At 43.5% G+C, this 21,311-nt stretch carries 13 protein-coding genes, 1 tRNA gene, 3 rRNA genes and 1 pseudogene; 12 read left to right on the forward strand and 6 right to left on the reverse strand.

The window, feature by feature from the left end:
* The first annotated feature begins 160 nt into the window (after positions 1 to 160).
* The 6 genes from rbsD (at position 161) to rbsR (ending at position 5,994) form a co-directional block, all read left to right on the forward strand.
* Positions 161 to 580, forward strand: coding sequence for a D-ribose pyranase (rbsD, locus tag M1F05_RS00235; RefSeq protein WP_206085496.1), 420 nt, complete (start codon positions 161 to 163; stop codon positions 578 to 580).
* Between the two features lie 7 nt (positions 581 to 587).
* Positions 588 to 2,102: a ribose ABC transporter ATP-binding protein RbsA gene (gene rbsA, locus M1F05_RS00240; protein WP_206085487.1), complete on the forward strand. Its 1,515-nt coding sequence runs from the start codon at positions 588 to 590 to the stop codon at positions 2,100 to 2,102.
* Positions 2,099 to 3,061 carry a ribose ABC transporter permease gene (rbsC, locus tag M1F05_RS00245; RefSeq protein ID WP_047756542.1) on the forward strand — a complete coding sequence of 321 codons (963 nt, stop codon included), beginning with the start codon at positions 2,099 to 2,101 and terminating at the stop codon, positions 3,059 to 3,061. The genes rbsA and rbsC overlap by 4 nt, the downstream gene beginning before the upstream one ends.
* Positions 3,062 to 3,079: 18 nt before the next feature.
* Entirely contained in the window at positions 3,080 to 3,970 is an 891-nt protein-coding gene (gene rbsB, locus M1F05_RS00250) for a ribose ABC transporter substrate-binding protein RbsB (RefSeq protein ID WP_206085485.1), read from the forward strand.
* A gap of 83 nt (positions 3,971 to 4,053) precedes the next feature.
* Positions 4,054 to 4,977 (forward strand): ribokinase, encoded by a 924-nt coding sequence (gene rbsK, locus M1F05_RS00255; RefSeq protein WP_206085484.1) that lies wholly within the window; start codon positions 4,054 to 4,056, stop codon positions 4,975 to 4,977.
* 9 nt (positions 4,978 to 4,986) lie between these two features.
* Positions 4,987 to 5,994 (forward strand): ribose operon transcriptional repressor RbsR, encoded by a 1,008-nt coding sequence (gene rbsR, locus M1F05_RS00260; RefSeq protein ID WP_412990641.1) that lies wholly within the window; start codon positions 4,987 to 4,989, stop codon positions 5,992 to 5,994.
* On the opposite strand, the gene mdtD is transcribed toward rbsR, so the two are convergent.
* Both mdtD and M1F05_RS00270 read right to left on the reverse strand, forming a co-directional pair.
* Positions 5,975 to 7,387 (reverse strand): multidrug transporter subunit MdtD, encoded by a 1,413-nt coding sequence (gene mdtD / locus M1F05_RS00265; RefSeq protein WP_206085483.1) that lies wholly within the window; start codon positions 7,385 to 7,387, stop codon positions 5,975 to 5,977. The genes rbsR and mdtD overlap by 20 nt on opposite strands.
* Before the next feature lie 52 nt (positions 7,388 to 7,439).
* The gene (locus tag M1F05_RS00270; RefSeq protein WP_206085482.1) at positions 7,440 to 8,132 is read right to left on the reverse strand and encodes a FadR/GntR family transcriptional regulator; all 693 of its coding nucleotides are present in this window, start codon (positions 8,130 to 8,132) and stop codon (positions 7,440 to 7,442) included.
* A 533-nt stretch (positions 8,133 to 8,665) separates the two neighbouring features.
* Between M1F05_RS00270 and M1F05_RS00275 the strand changes: the two genes are divergently transcribed.
* The 5 genes from M1F05_RS00275 to M1F05_RS00295 all read left to right on the forward strand — a co-directional run bounded on the left by M1F05_RS00275 (position 8,666) and on the right by M1F05_RS00295 (position 15,350).
* Positions 8,666 to 10,205, forward strand: a 16S ribosomal RNA gene (locus tag M1F05_RS00275).
* 132 nt (positions 10,206 to 10,337) lie between these two features.
* Positions 10,338 to 10,413: transfer RNA gene (locus tag M1F05_RS00280), tRNA-Glu, on the forward strand.
* A gap of 337 nt (positions 10,414 to 10,750) precedes the next feature.
* Positions 10,751 to 13,656, forward strand: a 23S ribosomal RNA gene (locus M1F05_RS00285).
* A 142-nt stretch (positions 13,657 to 13,798) separates the two neighbouring features.
* Positions 13,799 to 13,914, forward strand: a 5S ribosomal RNA gene (gene rrf / locus M1F05_RS00290).
* Together the 16S, 23S and 5S rRNA genes with 1 tRNA gene alongside form the textbook arrangement of a ribosomal RNA operon.
* A gap of 1,007 nt (positions 13,915 to 14,921) precedes the next feature.
* On the forward strand, positions 14,922 to 15,350 hold the full coding sequence (locus M1F05_RS00295; protein WP_206085221.1) for a hypothetical protein: 429 nt from the start codon (positions 14,922 to 14,924) through the stop codon (positions 15,348 to 15,350).
* Between the two features lie 193 nt (positions 15,351 to 15,543).
* Here the strand turns inward: M1F05_RS00295 and tnpA are convergent.
* From tnpA to acs, 4 genes and pseudogenes are all read right to left on the reverse strand, one after another.
* Positions 15,544 to 16,010 (reverse strand): annotated as a pseudogene (gene tnpA / locus M1F05_RS00300) (IS200/IS605 family transposase).
* Between the two features lie 76 nt (positions 16,011 to 16,086).
* Positions 16,087 to 17,736 carry a cation/acetate symporter ActP gene (actP, locus tag M1F05_RS00305; protein ID WP_206085220.1) on the reverse strand — a complete coding sequence of 550 codons (1,650 nt, stop codon included), beginning with the start codon at positions 17,734 to 17,736 and terminating at the stop codon, positions 16,087 to 16,089.
* The gene (locus tag M1F05_RS00310; RefSeq protein WP_206085219.1) at positions 17,733 to 18,044 is read right to left on the reverse strand and encodes a DUF485 domain-containing protein; all 312 of its coding nucleotides are present in this window, start codon (positions 18,042 to 18,044) and stop codon (positions 17,733 to 17,735) included. Before M1F05_RS00310 ends, actP begins: the two co-directional genes overlap by 4 nt.
* A 195-nt stretch (positions 18,045 to 18,239) precedes the next feature.
* Complete coding sequence (acs, locus tag M1F05_RS00315) at positions 18,240 to 20,195, reverse strand: acetate--CoA ligase (protein WP_206085218.1); 1,956 nt, start codon at positions 20,193 to 20,195, stop codon at positions 18,240 to 18,242.
* A gap of 418 nt (positions 20,196 to 20,613) precedes the next feature.
* Between acs and sodA the strand changes: the two genes are divergently transcribed.
* Complete coding sequence (gene sodA, locus M1F05_RS00320; RefSeq protein WP_206085217.1) at positions 20,614 to 21,240, forward strand: superoxide dismutase [Mn]; 627 nt, start codon at positions 20,614 to 20,616, stop codon at positions 21,238 to 21,240.
* Positions 21,241 to 21,311 lie beyond the last annotated feature (71 nt).

Here is a 21,311-nt window from a genome sequence, read left to right on the forward strand (position 1 = left end):
CTATAAACTATTCAATTAGTTATCCTTTTTTATTTCTTTAACGCCAACGAAACGTTTCGATACCGATCACAAATATCAATCATCAATATTGAGTTGTGACTCATCTAAACTATGATTAGGTGAGCGAAACGTTTCGCTTATCAGGAATGGCGGTGAAAAAATGAAAAAAGGTGTTCTGCTTAATGCCAATATTACCTCAGTGATTGCTAAATTAGGTCATACAGATCAAATCACACTGGCAGATGCAGGTTTGCCCATTTCAACAGGGCCTGAGCGGATTGATTTAGCAATAACGCAAGGATTACCCGATTTCATGGCTGTTTTGCGGGTCGTTACGCAAGAAATGCAGGTAGAAAAAGCCATTATTGCTGAAGAAATTAGCGCGATGAATCCCACCATGGAAACGGCAATTTTAACGCATTTGAATGACCTACAAACTGTGCAAGGCAATCAAATCGAAATTATCTATTGTAGTCATGAGCGCTTTAAACAGCTGACGCATGACAGCAAAGCGGTCATTAGAACAGGGGAATGTTCGCCATTTGCTAATATAATCCTTTGTTCTGGTGTGACTTTCTGAGGTGACTATGCAACCTTTATTAGAACTTATCGGTATCGATAAATCATTTCCAGGTGTGAAAGCGCTCAGTGGTGCGACATTAAATGTCTATCCTGGAAAAGTCATGGCGCTGGTGGGGGAAAATGGGGCTGGCAAATCAACCATGATGAAAGTGCTTACGGGGATCTATCAAAAAGACGCAGGTAAAATTCGCTTTCTTGGCAAAGAAGTGGCGTTTAATGGGCCTAAAAGTTCCCAAGAAGCGGGTATTGGTATTATTCACCAAGAATTAAACCTGATCCCTGAGCTGACTATTGCAGAAAACATTTTCCTTGGACGCGAGTTTGTCAGTGCGTTTGGCAAAATAGACTGGAAAAAAATGTTCAGTGAATCGGACAAACTGCTAAAACGTCTTAACCTTGATTATGATAGCCACCAAACCATTGCAGAGCTTTCTATTGGTGAGCAACAAATGGTGGAAATTGCCAAGGTTCTCAGCTTTCAATCCCAAGTGATCATCATGGATGAGCCGACTGATGCGCTTACAGATACGGAAACGGAATCATTATTTCGCGTTATTGAAGACTTAAAAGCACAAGGCTGCGGTATTGTTTATATCTCTCACCGTTTAAAAGAAATTTTTGAAATTTGCGATGATGTGACTGTTTTTCGCGATGGCCAGTTTATTGGCGAAAAACCCGTTAGCGAATTAGAAGAAGAAAAACTGATTGAAATGATGGTGGGAAGAAAACTTGAAGACCAATACCCACGCGTAGATGTTCAAGCAGGCGATACTCGTTTACAGCTCGAAAGTGTTTCAGGCCCTGGAGTAACAAGCGCCAGTTTTATTTTGAAAAGTGGTGAAATTTTAGGCGTTTCAGGCTTGATGGGAGCAGGTCGTACAGAATTAATGAAAATCATCTATGGCGCCGCACCAAAGAAAGCAGGCACTATCAGCCTTGATGGTAAGCCTATCACGTTAAAAACCCCGCAAGATGGCCTTAATAATGGCATTGTTTATATTTCTGAAGACCGTAAACGGGACGGTTTAGTCCTAGGCATGTCGGTTAAGGAAAATATGTCATTAACGGCATTACGGTATTTCAGCCGTGCAGGTGGAAGCCTGAAACATGGTGAAGAGCAACAAACGGTCAGTGATTTCATTAGGTTATTCAATATAAAAACCCCATCAATGGACCAAATCATTGGCAACCTTTCTGGCGGAAATCAACAAAAAGTGGCTATCGCCCGAGGATTGATGACTAGACCAAAGGTGTTGATCCTTGATGAACCAACGCGTGGTGTTGATGTGGGGGCAAAAAAAGAAATTTATCAGCTAATTAACCAATTTAAGAAAGAAGGGCTGAGCATCATTTTAGTGTCTTCAGAAATGCCTGAAGTGATTGGAATGAGTGACCGCATATTGGTGATGCACGAAGGTCATATCAGCGGTGAGTTCACAGCCAAAGACGCGACTCAGGAAGCCTTAATGGCTGCCGCAGTGGGTAAAAATTACGGCTCAGTTCAGGAGTTATCAGTATGAGTTCAACAACTGCATCATCAAAACGCTGGTTCAGCAAAGCTTGGCTAATGGAGCAAAAATCGTTAATTGCGCTATTAGTCTTAATTGCTATCGTATCAACATTAAGCCCTAATTTTTTTACGGTGAATAACCTATTCAATATTTTGCAGCAAACGTCAGTGAACGCCATCATGGCGGTAGGCATGACGTTGGTTATCTTAACGTCAGGGATTGACCTGTCGGTGGGCTCACTACTTGCACTGACTGGCGCAGTCGCCGCATCAATGGTGGGCGCTGAAGTTAATGCTTTAGTTGCTGTTGCTGGCGCTCTAGCACTTGGCGCGGCTATTGGTGCATGCACTGGGGTCATTGTCGCGAAAGGGAAAGTTCAAGCCTTTATTGCAACATTAGTGATGATGCTTTTATTGCGCGGTGTTACTCGTGTGTATACCGATGGAAGCCCAATTAATACAGGTTTTAGTGATAATGCAGATTTATTTGGTTGGTTTGGTATTGGTCGTCCATTAGGTATTCCTACCCCAGTTTGGTTAATGATCATTGTTTTTGCTGCGGCATGGTACATGTTGCATCACACTCGATTAGGTCGTTATATCTATGCGCTAGGTGGCAATGAAGCAGCAACTCGCTTATCAGGCATTAACGTCGATCGCATCAAAATTATTGTGTATGCCTTATGTGGTTTACTGGCGGCACTGGCAAGTGTGATTGAAGTTGCACGTTTGTCATCGGCTCAACCTATGGCAGGTAATGGGTATGAATTGGATGCTATCGCAGCGGTTGTACTCGGTGGTACAAGCCTTGCAGGCGGAAAAGGGCGTATTGTCGGCACGTTGATTGGTGCATTGATCCTAGGTTTCTTAAACAATGGCTTAAACTTATTAGGTATTTCGTCTAACTATCAGATGATTGTCAAAGCGGTCGTCATCTTACTTGCGGTACTTGTTGATAATAAAAAATAACCCTACAGGAAAACGATTATGAAACTGAATAAATTAGCTACATTGTTATCAGCTGTTGCACTGAGTGCAACCGTTAGTGTTAATGCGATGGCAAAAGACAGTATTGCGTTAGTGATTTCAACATTGAACAACCCTTTCTTTGTCACGATGAAAGATAGTGCACAAAAAGAAGCGGACAGACTGGGCTATGAACTGATTGTCTTAGATTCACAAGATAATCCTGCCAAAGAATTGGCAAACGTTCAGGACTTAACGGTTCGTGGAACTAAATTGATGCTAATCAACCCAACAGATTCTGATGCAGTGGGTAACTCTATCTTAATGGCAAACAAAGCAAAAATCCCTGTCATTACCTTAGATAGAGCTGCGAATAAAGGTGAGGTAGTCAGTCACGTTGCTTCAGATAACCGTATGGGCGGTAAAATGGCGGCGGATTATATTGCACAAAAAACAGGTAGCGAAGCCAAAGTTATTCAACTAGAAGGAATTTCAGGTACTTCAGCCGCGCGTGAACGTGGTGAAGGCTTTAATACGGGTGCGAAAGAGCACAAATTTAATTTACTGGCGAGTCAGCCTGCGGACTTCGACAGAACCAAAGGCCTTAACGTCATGCAAAACCTGCTTACTGCACACCCAGCGGTTCAAGCCGTCTTTGCTCAAAATGACGAAATGGCACTGGGAGCATTAAGAGCACTGCAAACTGCGGGTCGTACTGATGTTTTAGTTGTAGGATTCGATGGCACGAATGATGGCATTAAAGCCGTAGAAGGCGGTAAATTAGGCGCAACAATCGCACAGCGTCCTGATCAAATTGGTATTGTCGGCGTGCAGATTGCCGATAAAGTCTTAAAAGGCGAAAAAGTTGAAGCAACTGTTCCTGTTGAATTGGAATTAGTGGTAAAACAATAAGATAAAGTAACCGCCGCGACAGCATTTGCGGCGGTTTATTGGTTTTGTGGTTATAAAGTCACAATAAAAAGGATATAAATGTTATGGGTACAGCAAAACTGGTAGTTCTAGGTAGTATTAATGCTGATCATATTTTGAATGTTAAGCAATTCCCACAGCCAGGTGAAACTGTTCGTGGCGACAGTTACCAAGTTGCCTTTGGTGGAAAAGGTGCAAACCAAGCTGTAGCTGCTGGTCGTAGTGGTGCTGACATAACCTTTATAGCCTGTGTGGGTGATGACGATATCGGTGCAAGTATAAAAAAACAGCTTCATCTCGATAATATTAAAACGGAATGCATTGATGCGATTAAAGAGGAAACGACAGGTGTTGCTCTGATTTATGTCAATCAACAAGGGGAAAACATCATTGGTATCAATGCGGGTGCCAATGCGCAACTAACAACGCAGAGACTTGCGCAATATCAGCAAAAAATTATTGAGGCAGATGCCGTCTTAATGCAGCTTGAATCACCGATTGAAACTGTTCAGATGGCTGCTGAAATTGCAAAGAAAAACAATACTCAAGTCATTTTAAACCCAGCTCCAGCGCAATCATTACCAGACTCATTACTAACGCTGGTGGATATTATCACCCCGAATGAAACGGAAGCGGAACATTTAACGGGGATTGCCGTTAATGATGACCAAGGTGCCCAAGCAGCGGCAGAAGTATTACACCAAAAAGGGATCAGTAAAGTGATGATTACTTTGGGGGCTCGCGGGGTTTGGTATAGTGAAAAAGGCGTACAAGGTAAAATAATTGCGGGGTTTCGCGTAAAAGCAGTGGATACTATTGCGGCAGGTGATACATTCAATGGGGCATACGTTACCGCTTTACTAGAAGGTAAGGCTGATGAAGATGCTATTATTTTTGCCCATGCGGCGGCGGCGATAGCAGTAACGCGCCCAGGTGCTCAGCCTTCAGTTCCATGGCGCAAAGAAATTGACCAATTTTTAGCTCAATAGGATTAACTTGTGGCAACAATGAAAGATGTGGCTCGCCTTGCGGGGGTGTCGACATCCACCGTCTCTCACGTTATCAATCAAAATCGCTACGTTAGTGAGAGTATTACTCTGCGCGTTAAAAATGCAATTGAAGAGCTAAATTACGCCCCTTCGGCATTGGCGAGAAGCTTAAAAATGAATCGCACGAATACAATTGGAATGTTGCTAACAACCAGTAACAACCCATTTTATGCGGAAGTGGTGCGAGGTGTAGAACGGAGTTGCTACGAGCGTGGTTATAGCTTGATTTTGTGCAACACAGAAGGTGACCTTCAACGGATGAATCATAGTTTAGAGACCCTATTACAAAAGCGGGTTGATGGGTTATTGATCATGTGTACTGAAGTTCAAGGGCCATCAAAAGAGGTACTGGCTCGTTATCCTGCGGTACCGACGGTAATGATGGACTGGTCGCCATTTGAATCTGGCGGTGATGTTATCCAAGATAACTCATTTTTAGGGGGCGAAATGGCTACTCGCTACTTAATTAATGCAGGGTTCACTCGTATTGCTTGCATTGCAGGGCCGCAAGATAAATCACCAGCAAGAGCCCGTCACCAAGGTTTTATTCAAGCTATGAATGACGCCGGCATTGAAATTGATGAAGATTATCTGATTTTCAGTGATTTTGAATTCGCTGGTGGTTTTGAGTCAATGAATGCACTACTTGAATTACCTATCCCACCTCAAGCTATTTTCGCGGGTAATGATGCCATGGCAGTTGGGGCTTATCAGGCAATATTCCAAAAGGGGATGAAAGTGCCTGATGATATTTCGATTGTCGGTTATGATGATATCGATCTTTCTTCTTATATGATCCCACCATTAACAACCATTCATCAACCAAAAGATGAGTTAGGGCAACAAGCGGTTAATCAACTGATTTATCGAATGGATAACCCAGAGGCAGAGACCAGTGTGTTAGTACTCACCCCTGAGCTTATCGAGCGCCAGTCTGTTAAGAAGGTGAATTCTTAGCTTTTTTGGTTTTTCCTTTAATTAAGTTATCACCATCGGTTTTACTTAATAATAAGAAGACAAAAGCGGAAACCAGTGTAACCACACCAATAGTAATAAAGGTATAGTGGAAATTATCCACGGTATTACTATTAGGTTGGCCATCATAGAAATTCAATATCGCGGCACTCACGGCAATGCCAAAACTAATGGATAGTTGTTGGGTGACGGCTAACATACTATTTCCTGCGCTTGCATTATTGTCTGTTAAATCCGCTAAGCAAATGGTATTCATCGCAGTAAACTGAACTGACATGACCATTCCTAATATGAATAATGGCACAACTAATAAATAAATAGACATACTCGGGGATTGCAATGAGAACTGGGCAATCATTAACCCAATAATTACAGTGATCACAAATAACGTATTACGGTATCCATATTTAGTGAGGATTTTTGTGACCCCTGATTTTGCTGTTATTGAGCCAATAGCCAATGGTGCCATCATCATTCCAGCGACAACCGCTTCATAACCAAATCCAACTTGTAGCATTAATGGCATTAAAAATGGAATACTGCCTGTACCTAGACGTGTAGCAATATTACCACTGATACCAATCGAAAATGTTCGAGTTTTAAATAAATTTAATGGGATGATTGCATGCTTAATACGTCTTGCATGGAAAACATACAACAATAAGAAAAGAAAACCGCCAACAGTAATCGCTGCAGGAATAGATGCAGGTAGCGCTTTATCGCCAAATAAATCCAAGCTAACGGAAAGCATGACTAAACCAAAACCAAATAATAAAAATCCGAGCGTATCAAATTTTCGTTTTGGCATTTTAAAATCAGGCATGTGTTTTAGAGCATAAAAAATACCTAAAACACCAATAGGAATATTAATAATGAATATCCAATGCCATGTGGCATAAGTAACCAATATACCACCTAACAGTGGACCTAATATTGGTCCGACTAATCCTGGGATGGTCACAAAGTTTAATATCGGTAATAACTCACTACGTGGATACGCCCTTATTAATGCTAATCGAGCAACGGGCATCATCATTGCACCACCAATTCCTTGAATAACTCGGGAAGTCACTAAAAAATTCAATGATGGGGAAAGGGCGCAAAGTAAAGAACCAAAAGAAAATAATGAAACGGCTAAAATAAAGATACGGCGAGTACCAAACCGATCAGCAAACCATCCACTAATAGGAATTAGCAATGCAACCGTCAATGTATAGCTAACAACGGCAGATTGCATTGCAAGGGGTGAATGATGAAGGCTTTTCGCAATATCAGGTAAAGCCGTATTCAAAATAGTGGCATCAAGCGCCTGCATGAAAAAGGCCATTGCCGCAATCCATGGAAGGCCAGACATATTTTTGGCTGTTTTGAACATCGAGTACCTATCTAAAAAGTTAAAGCCCGCTGGGATAAGTTACCTTGTTAGGTTATTTTTCGTTCACTGTTAATAGCTTATAGCAAAAATCGAGAGCTTTGGTACTTTGACCTTGGATAATGGCATTCGCTAATTGCTGGTGGATATCAACTTCGATAACTTCATTGTCAGTAATGACATCAAAATAACGTTGATAAATAGAACGAAATAAATTAGCAAAAGAGATTAGAAAAGGGTTTGCACAGGCTTTATAAATTGTTAAATGAAAATAGTAATCCACTTTTACCCAACGTTCTCTATCGAACTCTTTTGCGAGTAACAACATTTCATTCGCTAAAAGCTGTAAAGATTGCTTCTGTTCGGGTGTTGCATGTATAGCTGCAAGATAACAAGCTTGGGGTTCAATTGCGAGACGAACAATTTTGAAATGTTTAATCACAACGGATTGTTCTTCGCTATTTGCCCACCAAGTTAATAAATCTTGATCCAAAAAATTCCAATTTGATGAGGGCATAACACGAGTTCCTATTTTAGGACGTGCTAATACCATGCCTTTAGCAGCTAATATTTTGATGGCTTCTCTTATTGCAGTTCGGCTGGCTTGGTACTTTTCTGATAACTCTAATTCACTTGGTAAAATGGAATCAGGCAAATAGGCACTTGTTAAAATCTGTTGGCCCAGATTTTCTGCAATAATATAAGAACGATTTTTTTGCGAAGCCGTTTGTTGCTTACTTAATTCCATAATTCATCTCAAATCTTATTTCTTGGATATCTATATTACGTGAGTAAAGGACAAATTGCTGCTGAAATAGTCAATCATCGGGTGCAATTTAGCTTATAACTTCTTTTTTGGCTAAAAAAAACGCGAACGAAAAAAAAATGCAAAAAAGGGGTTGCCAGATTTTTCTGACTCCCTATAATGCGCATCCACTGACCGGGAACAAGACAACGCAAAGCGCGGTGAACACTGAAACGGCAGCGAGAGATTCTGAAAAGAAAAAGCAAAAAATTGCTTGACTCTCACGGAGGAAAACGTATTATACGCCTCCTCGCAGCAACGAACCAGAAGGTCAAACTTCACGACGAAATGCTGCAACGCTCTTTAACAATTTATCAGACAATCTGTGTGGGCACTCACAGGACACTATCAAAAAAATATTTGATTTTAAGTCTTGAAGAGTGACTAACACGTTAATTCATATATATGAACTAATAGGTAATATGTTTTCGTAAGAAGACATACGACAGTAAACATTCTTTGAGCATCAAGCTTTTTAATTGAAGAGTTTGATCATGGCTCAGATTGAACGCTGGCGGCAGGCCTAACACATGCAAGTCGAGCGGTAACAGGAGAAGCTTGCTTCTCGCTGACGAGCGGCGGACGGGTGAGTAATGTATGGGGATCTGCCCGATAGAGGGGGATAACTACTGGAAACGGTAGCTAATACCGCATAATCTCTAAGGAGCAAAGCAGGGGAACTTCGGTCCTTGCGCTATTGGATGAACCCATATGGGATTAGCTAGTAGGTGAGGTAATGGCTCACCTAGGCGACGATCCCTAGCTGGTCTGAGAGGATGATCAGCCACACTGGGACTGAGACACGGCCCAGACTCCTACGGGAGGCAGCAGTGGGGAATATTGCACAATGGGCGCAAGCCTGATGCAGCCATGCCGCGTGTATGAAGAAGGCCCTAGGGTTGTAAAGTACTTTCAGTCGGGAGGAAGGCGTTGATGCTAATATCATCAACGATTGACGTTACCGACAGAAGAAGCACCGGCTAACTCCGTGCCAGCAGCCGCGGTAATACGGAGGGTGCAAGCGTTAATCGGAATTACTGGGCGTAAAGCGCACGCAGGCGGTTGATTAAGTTAGATGTGAAATCCCCGGGCTTAACCTGGGAATGGCATCTAAGACTGGTCAGCTAGAGTCTTGTAGAGGGGGGTAGAATTCCATGTGTAGCGGTGAAATGCGTAGAGATGTGGAGGAATACCGGTGGCGAAGGCGGCCCCCTGGACAAAGACTGACGCTCAGGTGCGAAAGCGTGGGGAGCAAACAGGATTAGATACCCTGGTAGTCCACGCTGTAAACGATGTCGATTTGAAGGTTGTTCCCTTGAGGAGTGGCTTTCGGAGCTAACGCGTTAAATCGACCGCCTGGGGAGTACGGCCGCAAGGTTAAAACTCAAATGAATTGACGGGGGCCCGCACAAGCGGTGGAGCATGTGGTTTAATTCGATGCAACGCGAAGAACCTTACCTACTCTTGACATCCAGAGAACTTAGCAGAGATGCTTTGGTGCCTTCGGGAACTCTGAGACAGGTGCTGCATGGCTGTCGTCAGCTCGTGTTGTGAAATGTTGGGTTAAGTCCCGCAACGAGCGCAACCCTTATCCTTTGTTGCCAGCGATTCGGTCGGGAACTCAAAGGAGACTGCCGGTGATAAACCGGAGGAAGGTGGGGATGACGTCAAGTCATCATGGCCCTTACGAGTAGGGCTACACACGTGCTACAATGGCGTATACAAAGAGAAGCGACCTCGCGAGAGCAAGCGGAACTCATAAAGTACGTCGTAGTCCGGATTGGAGTCTGCAACTCGACTCCATGAAGTCGGAATCGCTAGTAATCGTAGATCAGAATGCTACGGTGAATACGTTCCCGGGCCTTGTACACACCGCCCGTCACACCATGGGAGTGGGTTGCAAAAGAAGTAGGTAGCTTAACCTTCGGGAGGGCGCTTACCACTTTGTGATTCATGACTGGGGTGAAGTCGTAACAAGGTAACCGTAGGGGAACCTGCGGTTGGATCACCTCCTTACCATTGAAGTGTTTTTGTGAAGTGCTCACACAGATTGTCTGATAGAAAGTAGAGCAATAGGCTATACGTGGGAGACTTATTCGCAAGAATAGGGCTTACATGAAAAGCGCAAAAAGTTTTTGTGATTTTCGTGTCCCCTTCGTCTAGAGGCCTAGGACACCGCCCTTTCACGGCGGTAACAGGGGTTCGAATCCCCTAGGGGACGCCAATTGCGCCGATATCGAGTGAAAGACGATGTCCCCAATAATGATTAAGCCAATTATGTAGATAGTTGGTTTAACAATTATGCTCTTTAACAATCTGGAACAAGCTGAAAATTGAAAACAACACACATTGTTTATCGCTTAAACAATGTGAGAGTCTCTCAAAAATCTCAACTTGAATAGTGTATTTTGACCTATCGAGTCGACGAGCGAAATGAGTTCAAGGCAGCCCGCGCACAGCAAGCGCAGCGTACTTAAGGTACGTGAGCATGGCGCGCACGGACTAACGCCGAAATCATGAAGCACAGTCACTCGTTATCAGAAGACACCTTCGGGTTGTGAGGTTAAGCGACTAAGCGTACACGGTGGATGCCTAGGCAATCAGAGGCGATGAAGGACGTGCTAATCTGCGAAAAGCGTCGGTAAGGTGATATGAACCGTTATAACCGACGATATCCGAATGGGGAAACCCAGTGCAATTCGTTGCACTATCGTTTGATGAATACATAGTCAAACGAGGCGAACCGAGGGAACTGAAACATCTCAGTACCTCGAGGAAAAGAAATCAACCGAGATTCCCCTAGTAGCGGCGAGCGAACGGGGAGCAGCCCAGAGTCTTAATCAGCATTAGCATCAGGAGAACAGTCTGGAAAGGCTGGCAGTAAAGGGTGATAGCCCCGTATCCGAAGGTGTTAGTGTTGTGAACTCGACGAGTAGGGCGGGACACGTGTTATCCTGTCTGAATATGGGGGGACCATCCTCCAAGGCTAAATACTCCTGATTGACCGATAGTGAACCAGTACCGTGAGGGAAAGGCGAAAAGAACCCCGGCGAGGGGAGTGAAATAGAACCTGAAACCGTGTACGTACAAGCAGTGGGAGCACCCTTCGGGGTGTGACTGCGTACCTTTTGTATAATGGGTCAGCGACTTATATTCTGTAGCAAGGTTAACCGTATAGGGGAGCCGTAGGGAAACCGAGTCTTAACTGGGCGAATGAGTTGCAGGGTATAGACCCGAAACCCGGTGATCTAGCCATGGGCAGGTTGAAGGTTGGGTAACACTAACTGGAGGACCGAACCGACTAATGTTGAAAAATTAGCGGATGACTTGTGGCTGGGGGTGAAAGGCCAATCAAACCGGGAGATAGCTGGTTCTCCCCGAAAGCTATTTAGGTAGCGCCTCGTGAACTCATCTTCGGGGGTAGAGCACTGTTTCGACTAGGGGGTCATCCCGACTTACCAACTCGATGCAAACTACGAATACCGAAGAATGTTATCACGGGAGACACACGGCGGGTGCTAACGTTCGTCGTGAAGAGGGAAACAACCCAGACCGCCAGCTAAGGTCCCAAAGTCATAGTTAAGTGGGAAACGAAGTGGGAAGGCTCAGACAGCCAGGATGTTGGCTTAGAAGCAGCCATCATTTAAAGAAAGCGTAATAGCTCACTGGTCGAGTCGGCCTGCGCGGAAGATGTAACGGGGCTAAACTATGCACCGAAGCTGCGGCAGCGATATTTAGATATTGTTGGGTAGGGGAGCGTTCTGTAAGCCTGTGAAGGTGTACTGTGAGGTATGCTGGAGGTATCAGAAGTGCGAATGCTGACATAAGTAACGATAATGCGGGTGAAAAACCCGCACGCCGGAAGACCAAGGGTTCCTGTCCAACGTTAATCGGGGCAGGGTGAGTCGACCCCTAAGGCGAGGCAGAAATGCGTAGTCGATGGGAAACGGGTTAATATTCCCGTACTGGTGATAATTGCGATGGGGGACGGAGAAGGTTAGGCTGGCCGGGCGACGGTTGTCCCGGTTTAAGGATGTAGGCAGGTGAATTAGGCAAATCCGGTTCACTATATGCTGAGGTCTGATGACGAGTCACTACGGTGGCGAAGTAGCTCATACCCCGCTTCCAGGAAAAGCCTCTAAGCTCTAGATTATCATTAATCGTACCCCAAACCGACACAGGTGGTCAGGTAGAGAATACTCAGGCGCTTGAGAGAACTCGGGTGAAGGAACTAGGCAAAATGGTGCCGTAACTTCGGGAGAAGGCACGCTGGCATTAGGTGAAGTGGTTTACCCATGGAGCTGAAGCCAGTCGCAGATACCAGCTGGCTGCAACTGTTTATTAAAAACACAGCACTGTGCAAACACGAAAGTGGACGTATACGGTGTGACGCCTGCCCGGTGCTGGAAGGTTAATTGATGGGGTTATCCGTAAGGAGAAGCTCTTGATCGAAGCCCCAGTAAACGGCGGCCGTAACTATAACGGTCCTAAGGTAGCGAAATTCCTTGTCGGGTAAGTTCCGACCTGCACGAATGGCGTAATGATGGCCAGGCTGTCTCCACCCGAGACTCAGTGAAATTGAACTCGCTGTGAAGATGCAGTGTACCCGCGGCAAGACGGAAAGACCCCGTGAACCTTTACTATAGCTTGACACTGAACATTGAGCCTTGATGTGTAGGATAGGTGGGAGGCTTTGAAGCGTGGACGCCAGTCTGCGTGGAGCCAACCTTGAAATACCACCCTTTAATGTTTGATGTTCTAACGTTGCCCCATTATCTGGGGTGCGGACAGTGTCTGGTGGGTAGTTTGACTGGGGCGGTCTCCTCCCAAAGAGTAACGGAGGAGCACGAAGGTTGGCTAAGCATGGTCGGACATCATGCGGTTAGTGCAAAGGCATAAGCCAGCTTGACTGCGAGAGTGACGGCTCGAGCAGGTACGAAAGTAGGTCTTAGTGATCCGGTGGTTCTGAATGGAAGGGCCATCGCTCAACGGATAAAAGGTACTCCGGGGATAACAGGCTGATACCGCCCAAGAGTTCATATCGACGGCGGTGTTTGGCACCTCGATGTCGGCTCATCACATCCTGGGGCTGAAGTAGGTCCCAAGGGTACGGCTGTTCGCCGTTTAAAGTGGTACGCGAGCTGGGTTTAGAACGTCGTGAGACAGTTCGGTCCCTATCTGCCGTGGGCGTTGGAAGATTGAAAGGGGCTGCTCCTAGTACGAGAGGACCGGAGTGGACGCACCACTGGTGTTCGGGTTGTCATGCCAATGGCATTGCCCGGTAGCTAAGTGCGGAAAAGATAACCGCTGAAAGCATCTAAGCGGGAAACTTGCCTTGAGATGAGTCTTCCCTGACTCTTTAAGGGTCCTAAAGGAACGTTTAAGACTAAGACGTTGATAGGTTGGGTGTGTAAGCGTAGCGATACGTTGAGCTAACCAATACTAATGAACCGTGAGGCTTAACCTGACAACACCGAAGGTGTTTTAGAGAGACGAGATAGTTTTCGAATGTGAGTGAGAAGCCGAAAGGTGACGGACACAGCAGCTTGTTCAAGATTGATGTTCTGGTTTAGCGAAGAAAAGCGCTGAACGGGAACGAACTGAATTTGTCTGGCGGCAATAGCGCGGTGGTCCCACCTGACCCCATGCCGAACTCAGCAGTGAAACGCCGTAGCGCCGATGGTAGTGTGGGGTCTCCCCATGTGAGAGTAGGGAACTGCCAGACATTAAATTAGTGAGAAAGCCACCCAATGGGTGGCTTTTTTGCGTTTGGGGAAATAAAAATGATGCTGTTTACGGTGGTTGAGCCGTTCGGTATGCTTCGCTTTGTTTACACTCTGCCCGCTATTTTTATGGTTGAAAGAGGAAGAGACTCAAAAGCCATAAGTTAATCAATAATCCACTCAGCAATTAACGTGTTTTTGATGATACTGTGCTGCGTAAGTGGATTTGATAAAGATTAGCGGGGATTCCTATTGTTGGCTCTGTCTTTTTCAACGCTGGTAAAGTATGGAGATGAAGCGACAAAGCCCCTCGTCAGCTAGTTATAAGCCAATCAGTAGTTCACTTAGCAATTAACAGGGGTTATCACATTGCTTATTGTTCCCACGCTTTTATTCTGCTTTTTACCATTCAATTGATTGCGTCTATGCATAGATAGTCGCTATAGCGATAAATCTATTTATGGAGTAGGTAGGTTAAAAGATAGGTGGCTTTCATTTACGGCTACTTTTTATCTCATTAGTAATAGATAAATTATGATCTATTAAAAATAATAATGACTTAACGTAATTATCTGGCTTGTTTGTTCTGATCCCGTTATATAATATTTATCAATTTTATGGTTTTTATGGTTTTAATTAATGGGGCAGAAATGTCCATTTTTTAAACGGTAAAGCTATAAAAATCAATAAATAAAAGAATATTAATTAATTTTACTCATATGATAAAACCTTATTCTGTGAGCGAATATTGAGTAAAAAAACAGGCAATTGTTTATTTTTTTATATAAAAATTGTTAAATTGATGTTTCATTTACTTGCATTTATACTGATTCAAAGTCGTTAATGGTGTATCTAGTTATCATGTTATCGATGAAGTTTGCTTATAAATGAAATTCTCAAAGGAAAGAAACTCGCGTTCTGATACGAAAGATAGACCGACTAAGCAAGTTATACCTTCTTATGCGTTGTATTTCTTGTAAACAAAACCTCTGTACCAAAGGTGGATCACATGAATAAAACAAAAAGCGCTAACCATAAAATTTTTGATCAAATCCTTTCTGTGAATAATCAGAAAGAGAAAGAATTTAACAATGGCCAAGATGGTGCAACGATTCTTTCTTTATTAGTGATGTTTTTTGTACCCTTTTTACTGCTAAATGCTGCGAGAGGCTTCCTTGGAATTGAGTATAGTTTTGCGTCCGTTGTGGGTATGTTAGCAATCAGTGGAATTATCACAGTAGCATTGTTTAAAATGCTAAAATTAGGTTCCCTATTTGCAGATAAACATGTTGTATTAGACCAATTACTTTCTCGTTATACGCCGAAAAATAAACAAGAATTCAAAAAATTACAAGAAGAGAGAAAAACAAATTCGGTTGAGTTTTATTCACTTGTAGAAAATTGGGCGGATGTAGAAAGACAACACTACGCAAGATAACAACGAATAACGAAAACAAAAATAAGTCCTTAAATATTATCAATATCCTTCTCTTCTCTATGTAGAAAGAAGGATTTTTTTTGCTTTGGTGAACTTACTATGGATTTTATTCAGGCTATAAACTTAAAGAGGTAAGGACAAAATTATAACCACCTACATAGAGGGTAGTTTGCTCTAGGCCTATAAAGGCTTGTTACCGACTGCGTCTAAATGACGCTTCTAGTTGTGTGTCTTTGTTACTTTGTCTTACCCTTGAGGGATCTATATGCTCTTTCGTACTCAGTTTATCTGAGATTAAATCTGGCTTTTCTTGCTCTTTGATATACTTCTGAATTGTTGCTTCATTTAGCCCTACCGTACTTACATAGTAGCCTTCTGACCAAAACTTCCTATTGCCAAATTGATATTTTAAATTCGCATGTCTATCAAAGATCATCAATGAACTTTTACCCTTCAAATACCCCATAAAGCTTGAAACACTTAGCTTAGGGGGATACTGACTAGCATATGAACATGATCTGGCATCAGATGGCCTTCGATTATTTCAACGCCTTTATACTTACAAAGGTCTCGTAAAATCTCACCTGCTCTTGAGCGAATATTATTAAAAATCACTTTCCGTCTGAATTTCGGCGAAAAGACGATATGGTATTTACACAGCCACTAAACTGGTTAAAGCCTTAAATAAAAAAACGGCTCGATATTCTGAGCCGTTTTGGGTGGCAATTAGGTGATGCTAGTGTGATTTACCTTGTTCGATACCCAAACCAATTTGTGAGCGAATAAACTGCTCTTTAAAGCGTTCTCTTTCCATTTTTCCTTGTTCTGAATTATCAGTCACAGAGAATAACCATGAAGCAATGAAAGCAACAGCCATGGAGAAAATAGCAGGGTATTCATAAGGATAGATTGGTTTTTCATGATGAAGGATACTGACCCAGATGGTTGGTCCTAAAATCATCAAGACAACCGCGGTAATTAACCCGAACCAACCGCCTGCTAGTGCACCGCGAGTGGTGAGTTTGCGCCAGTACATGGACAGTAAAATAATCGGAAAGTTACAACTGGCTGCAATGGAAAATGCCAAACCAACCATGAAGGCAATGTTTTGTTTTTCAAACAAAATACCTAGGCCAATTGCAACAAAACCTAAGATCACGACTGTAATTTTTGAGACGCGTAATTCGTCTTTTTCGTCTGCTTTACCATTCTTCATTGCCATCGCATAAAGGTCATGAGATACCGCTGAAGCACCAGCAAGCGTTAAACCTGCAACAACCGCAAGGATAGTGGCGAAAGCAACTGCAGAAATAAAGCCAAGGAAGAAGTTACCACCAACGGCATCAGCAAGGTGAACTGCTGCCATATTGGTACCGCCAATCAGCGCGCCTGCTGCATCTTTAAATGCAGGGTTTGAGCTGACAAGGACAATCGCACCGAAACCAATAATGAAGGTTAATATGTAGAAGTAACCGATAAATCCTGTTGCATAGAACACGCTCTTACGGGCTTCTTTTGCATCACTAACTGTGAAGAAGCGCATAATAATATGAGGAAGACCTGCCGTACCGAACATCAAGGCTAAGCCGAGTGATAAAGCAGATATTGGGTCGGAAACGAGTCCTCCTGGGCTCATAATAGCAATGCCATTTTTATGAACGGCAACGGCTTCTTTAAATAAGGTATTAAAGTTAAAGCCGACGTGCTTCATGACCATTACTGCCATGAATGTGGCACCCGCTAATAATAAAATTGCTTTGATGATTTGCACCCATGTGGTCGCTAACATTCCACCAAACAGGACATATAGCACCATCAAGATACCGACAATCACAACAGCAACATGGTAATTTAGACCGAATAATAATTCGATTAATTTACCTGCACCTACCATTTGGGCAATGAGATAGAGTGCGACGACGACCAGTGAGCCTACTGCAGATAAAATTCGAATCGGTCTTTGTTTTAGTCGATAGGATGCAACGTCTGCGAAAGTGTATCGACCTAAATTACGTAAGCGCTCAGCAATTAAGAATAGAATGATCGGCCAGCCAATTAAGAAACCAATTGAGTAGATCAGCCCATCATAACCAGAAGTATAAACCAGCGCAGAGATCCCTAAGAAGGAGGCGGCGGACATAAAGTCCCCAGCAATTGCCATCCCATTTTGGAAGCCTGTAATTTTCCCACCTGCTGTATAGTAATCAGAGCGAGAACGCGTTCTTTTCGACGCCCAATAAGTGATATATAACGTAAATCCGACGAACAACAAGAACATCACAATAGCTTGAATATTGACAGGCTGACGTTCAACATCCCCTGTCAATGCATCGGAAAATGCCATTGATGAGGTAAAAAAGAGAATGAGTGAGAGCAAAGATTTCATTTTTCTACCTCTTTTAAAATTTCGGTCGTTAAACGGTCGTATTCACCATTAGCACGGATAACGTATAGCCCAGTTAACACAAACGAAATGACGATCAGTCCAACACCCACAGGGATCCCCCTAGTGATATATGAACCTTCCGCAATTGGTGTACCTAACCAGCTAGGGTCAAAAGCGATAAGAAAAATAAAACCAACATATAGGACAAGCGTTATTACTGATAACAACCATGAAAAGCGACTACGTTTTCTAACCAGTTCTTTGAAGCGAGGGTTATCCTCTACCTTTTCGTAAGCAGTAGCATTCATCAGAGTTCTCCTCTGTTATACTCGTCATACTTCAAGTTGCAGCTTTGTTGACTTCACTCACTCACACGAGTCACATACTTATGTATGCTCCTCGTGATTTGTTCGCTTGTCGCCTAGCTGCACCTCGAATTATTTAGAGTAAACCATCTTGTTGGGATGTATGTAAGGCCGCCTCTATGAGTTGGCCTTTTGGCGTTATGACATACTCATAGACTGTTTTTCTTCGAGTAGTTTTTCGACAACACCTGGATCTGCCAGCGTGGAGGTGTCTCCAAAGTTGCTGGTGTCCCCTGATGCAATTTTTCGTAGGATACGGCGCATGATTTTACCAGAACGGGTTTTCGGCAAAGAATCCGTCCAGTGAAGAACATCTGGCGTTGCGATTGGGCCTATTTCTTTACGTACCCAATTACGAACTTCGGTGTACAGCTCAGGAGAGGGTTCAACTCCCGATATTAATGTGACATAGGCATAGATTGCCTGCCCTTTAATATTATGAGGGATACCAACCACAGCGGCCTCTGCTACTTTTGGATGTGAGACGAGGGCGGATTCAATCTCTGCGGTTCCTAAACGGTGACCTGAGATATTCAATACATCGTCAACGCGGCCTGTGATCCAGTAATAACCATCTTCATCACGACGAGCACCATCCCCACTAAAGTACATGCCTTTAAAGGTAGAGAAATAGGTTTGCTCGAAGCGTTCGTGATCGCCAAATAAAGTACGGGCTTGACCTGGCCATGAATCGACAATGACTAAGTTACCTTCGGTTGCCCCGTCGATAGGTTCACCGAGGTTATCCACGAGTGCAGGACGGACACCAAAGAAAGGTAATGTAGCGGAACCTGGTTTTAACATCGTTGCGCCTGGCAGCGGCGTGATCATAAAACCACCCGTTTCGGTTTGCCACCATGTATCGACCACAGGGCAACAGCTGTTACCAATTTTCTTGTAGAACCATTCCCATGCTTCAGGGTTAATTGGCTCGCCAACAGAACCAAGAATACGTAATGAACTACGGTCGGTACCTTCAATCGCTTTGTCGCCTTCCGCCATTAATGCACGGATAGCGGTTGGTGCGGTATAAAGAATATTGACTTGGTGCTTATCAACGACCTGACTCATTCGATTAACGGATGGGTAATTTGGCACACCCTCAAACATCACGGTTTTTGCGCCATTGGATAATGGCCCATAGAGTAAGTAGCTATGACCCGTTACCCAGCCTACATCCGCAGTACACCAGTAGACTTCACCTGGATGGTAGTCAAAGGTATATTTAAATGTGAGTGTGGCATAAACCAGATAACCGCCAGTGGTGTGAAGAACCCCTTTGGGTTTGCCTGTTGAGCCAGAGGTATACAGAATGAACAACGGATCTTCCGCGCTCATTTCCTCTGGTGGGCAATCAGCGCTAACGCCTTGAGTGACATCATGCCACCATAAGTCGCGTCCTTCTACCCAGCTTGGAACATTGCCTGTACGTTGGTAGACAATGACATTCGCAACAGTAGTGACTTGCGGGTTAGCTAGTGCGTCATCCACATTTTTCTTCAATGGAATCGCACGCCCTGCGCGTAAGCCTTCATCTGCGGTGATAATCAGCTTCGCTTTACAGTCAATAACGCGACCAGAGACCGCCTCAGGAGAGAAGCCCGCAAAAATGACTGTATGGATAGCACCAATACGTGCACACGCTAGCATGGCGACCGCCGCTTCGACGACCATTGGCATGTAAATCGCCACGACATCCCCTTTGCGGATGCCTTGTTTCTTTAAGACGTTCGCAAACTGGCTCACATCATGATGCAGTTCGCGGTAAGTGACATTTTTTGACGATGAAGGATCATCGCCTTCCCAAATAATCGCTACTTGATCGCCTTTTTCAGCCAGGTGGCGATCCAAGCAGTTTGCACTTAAATTTAAAGTGCCATCTTCAAACCAGCGGATATCAATATGACCAGGGTCAAAAGAGGTATTTTTGACACGGGTATATGGTTTAATCCAATCAACGATTTTTCCTTTTTCGCCCCAAAATCCTTCAGGGTCTTGAATCGAACGTCGGTACTCATCGTTATACTGTTGTTCTGTAATCAGGGCATTTTTTGCAATTTCAGCAGGAACGGGATGTTTAGTTATTTGAGTCATATTATTATCTCCTTGCAGATGTTAATACTATGTCAAAAAATAGTTAACTAAAGCACGAAATATAAATTTGTTTTTCTTTTGCGCGGAAGATCACGTATTAATTGTAATGAGATTTGCAGGATTATCATTTGATGCTAAATCCCATATTGAAATATTAACCTAAAAATATTGAAATTGTTGGATGTAAAGAAAAATAAATCGTGCAGATATTGGTATTAGTTACTGTATAAACTAATTCTCATAGGGAATGCAAAAGACCACAATTTTAACATGGGTTTGATAATGATTTTCATTAACAGTAAAATAACTATAATAGAAAGAAATTCACAAGGTGCGAAACTACGCAAGTGCCATACCCTATGAACCTTGTGGTGAAAATGAGAAACATAGTGGTATTTACGTCACTGGAGACAATAAAATGAGTTATACATTACCAGCTTTACCTTATGCTTATGATGCGTTGGAACCACATTTTGACAAGCAAACCATGGAAATCCACCACACTAAGCACCATCAAACCTATGTGACTAACACCAACACGGCGTTAGAAAAATTACCTGAATTAGCAGGTCTTGATATTGACGTTCTCATTCAAAAATTAGACCAAATTCCAGCTGATCAACGTACTTTTGTGCGTAACAATGCGGGTGGCCACTCAAACCACAGCATGTTCTGGAAAGGTTTGAAATTAAACACTGAATTAAAAGGCGACCTGAAAGCGGCTATCGAGCGTGATTTTGGTAGCGTTGATGCATTCAAAGAGCTATTTGAGAAAGCCGCAGCAACTCGCTTTGGTTCTGGTTGGGCGTGGCTGGTTCTGAAAGATGACGGTAAATTAGCCGTTGTATCAACTGCTAACCAAGACAGCCCATTAATGGGTGAAGCGATTTCTGGCGCTTCAGGCTACCCAATCATTGGTTTAGATGTGTGGGAACATGCATATTACCTGAAATTCCAAAACCGTCGTCCTGATTACATCAAAGCGTTCTGGTCAGTGGTTAACTGGGACGAAGCAGCGGCACGTTTTGCAGCAAAAGCTAAATAATTAGACTTTTTAATTAAGTCACAAGTGGGCGTAGCATCGATGGTGCTGCGCCTTTTTTATTTCCTGTCCAT

The sequence above is a fragment of the Providencia sp. PROV252 genome (assembly GCF_033676005.1).
Lineage (GTDB): Bacteria > Pseudomonadota > Gammaproteobacteria > Enterobacterales > Enterobacteriaceae > Providencia > Providencia vermicola.

Excerpts from the sequence above, each read along its gene's own strand:
- rbsD (WP_206085496.1), top strand. The coding sequence starts at position 161 with ATGAAAAAAGGTGTTCTGCTTAATGCCAATATTACCTCAGTGATTGCT.
- rbsA (WP_206085487.1), top strand. The coding sequence starts at position 588 with ATGCAACCTTTATTAGAACTTATCGGTATCGATAAATCATTTCCAGGT.
- rbsC (WP_047756542.1), top strand. The coding sequence starts at position 2,099 with ATGAGTTCAACAACTGCATCATCAAAACGCTGGTTCAGCAAAGCTTGG.
- rbsB (WP_206085485.1), top strand. The coding sequence starts at position 3,080 with ATGAAACTGAATAAATTAGCTACATTGTTATCAGCTGTTGCACTGAGT.
- rbsK (WP_206085484.1), top strand. The coding sequence starts at position 4,054 with ATGGGTACAGCAAAACTGGTAGTTCTAGGTAGTATTAATGCTGATCAT.
- mdtD (WP_206085483.1), bottom strand. The coding sequence starts at position 7,387 with ATGTTCAAAACAGCCAAAAATATGTCTGGCCTTCCATGGATTGCGGCA.
- M1F05_RS00270 (WP_206085482.1), bottom strand. The coding sequence starts at position 8,132 with ATGGAATTAAGTAAGCAACAAACGGCTTCGCAAAAAAATCGTTCTTAT.
- M1F05_RS00295 (WP_206085221.1), top strand. The coding sequence starts at position 14,922 with ATGAATAAAACAAAAAGCGCTAACCATAAAATTTTTGATCAAATCCTT.
- actP (WP_206085220.1), bottom strand. The coding sequence starts at position 17,736 with ATGAAATCTTTGCTCTCACTCATTCTCTTTTTTACCTCATCAATGGCA.
- M1F05_RS00310 (WP_206085219.1), bottom strand. The coding sequence starts at position 18,044 with ATGAATGCTACTGCTTACGAAAAGGTAGAGGATAACCCTCGCTTCAAA.
- acs (WP_206085218.1), bottom strand. The coding sequence starts at position 20,195 with ATGACTCAAATAACTAAACATCCCGTTCCTGCTGAAATTGCAAAAAAT.
- sodA (WP_206085217.1), top strand. The coding sequence starts at position 20,614 with ATGAGTTATACATTACCAGCTTTACCTTATGCTTATGATGCGTTGGAA.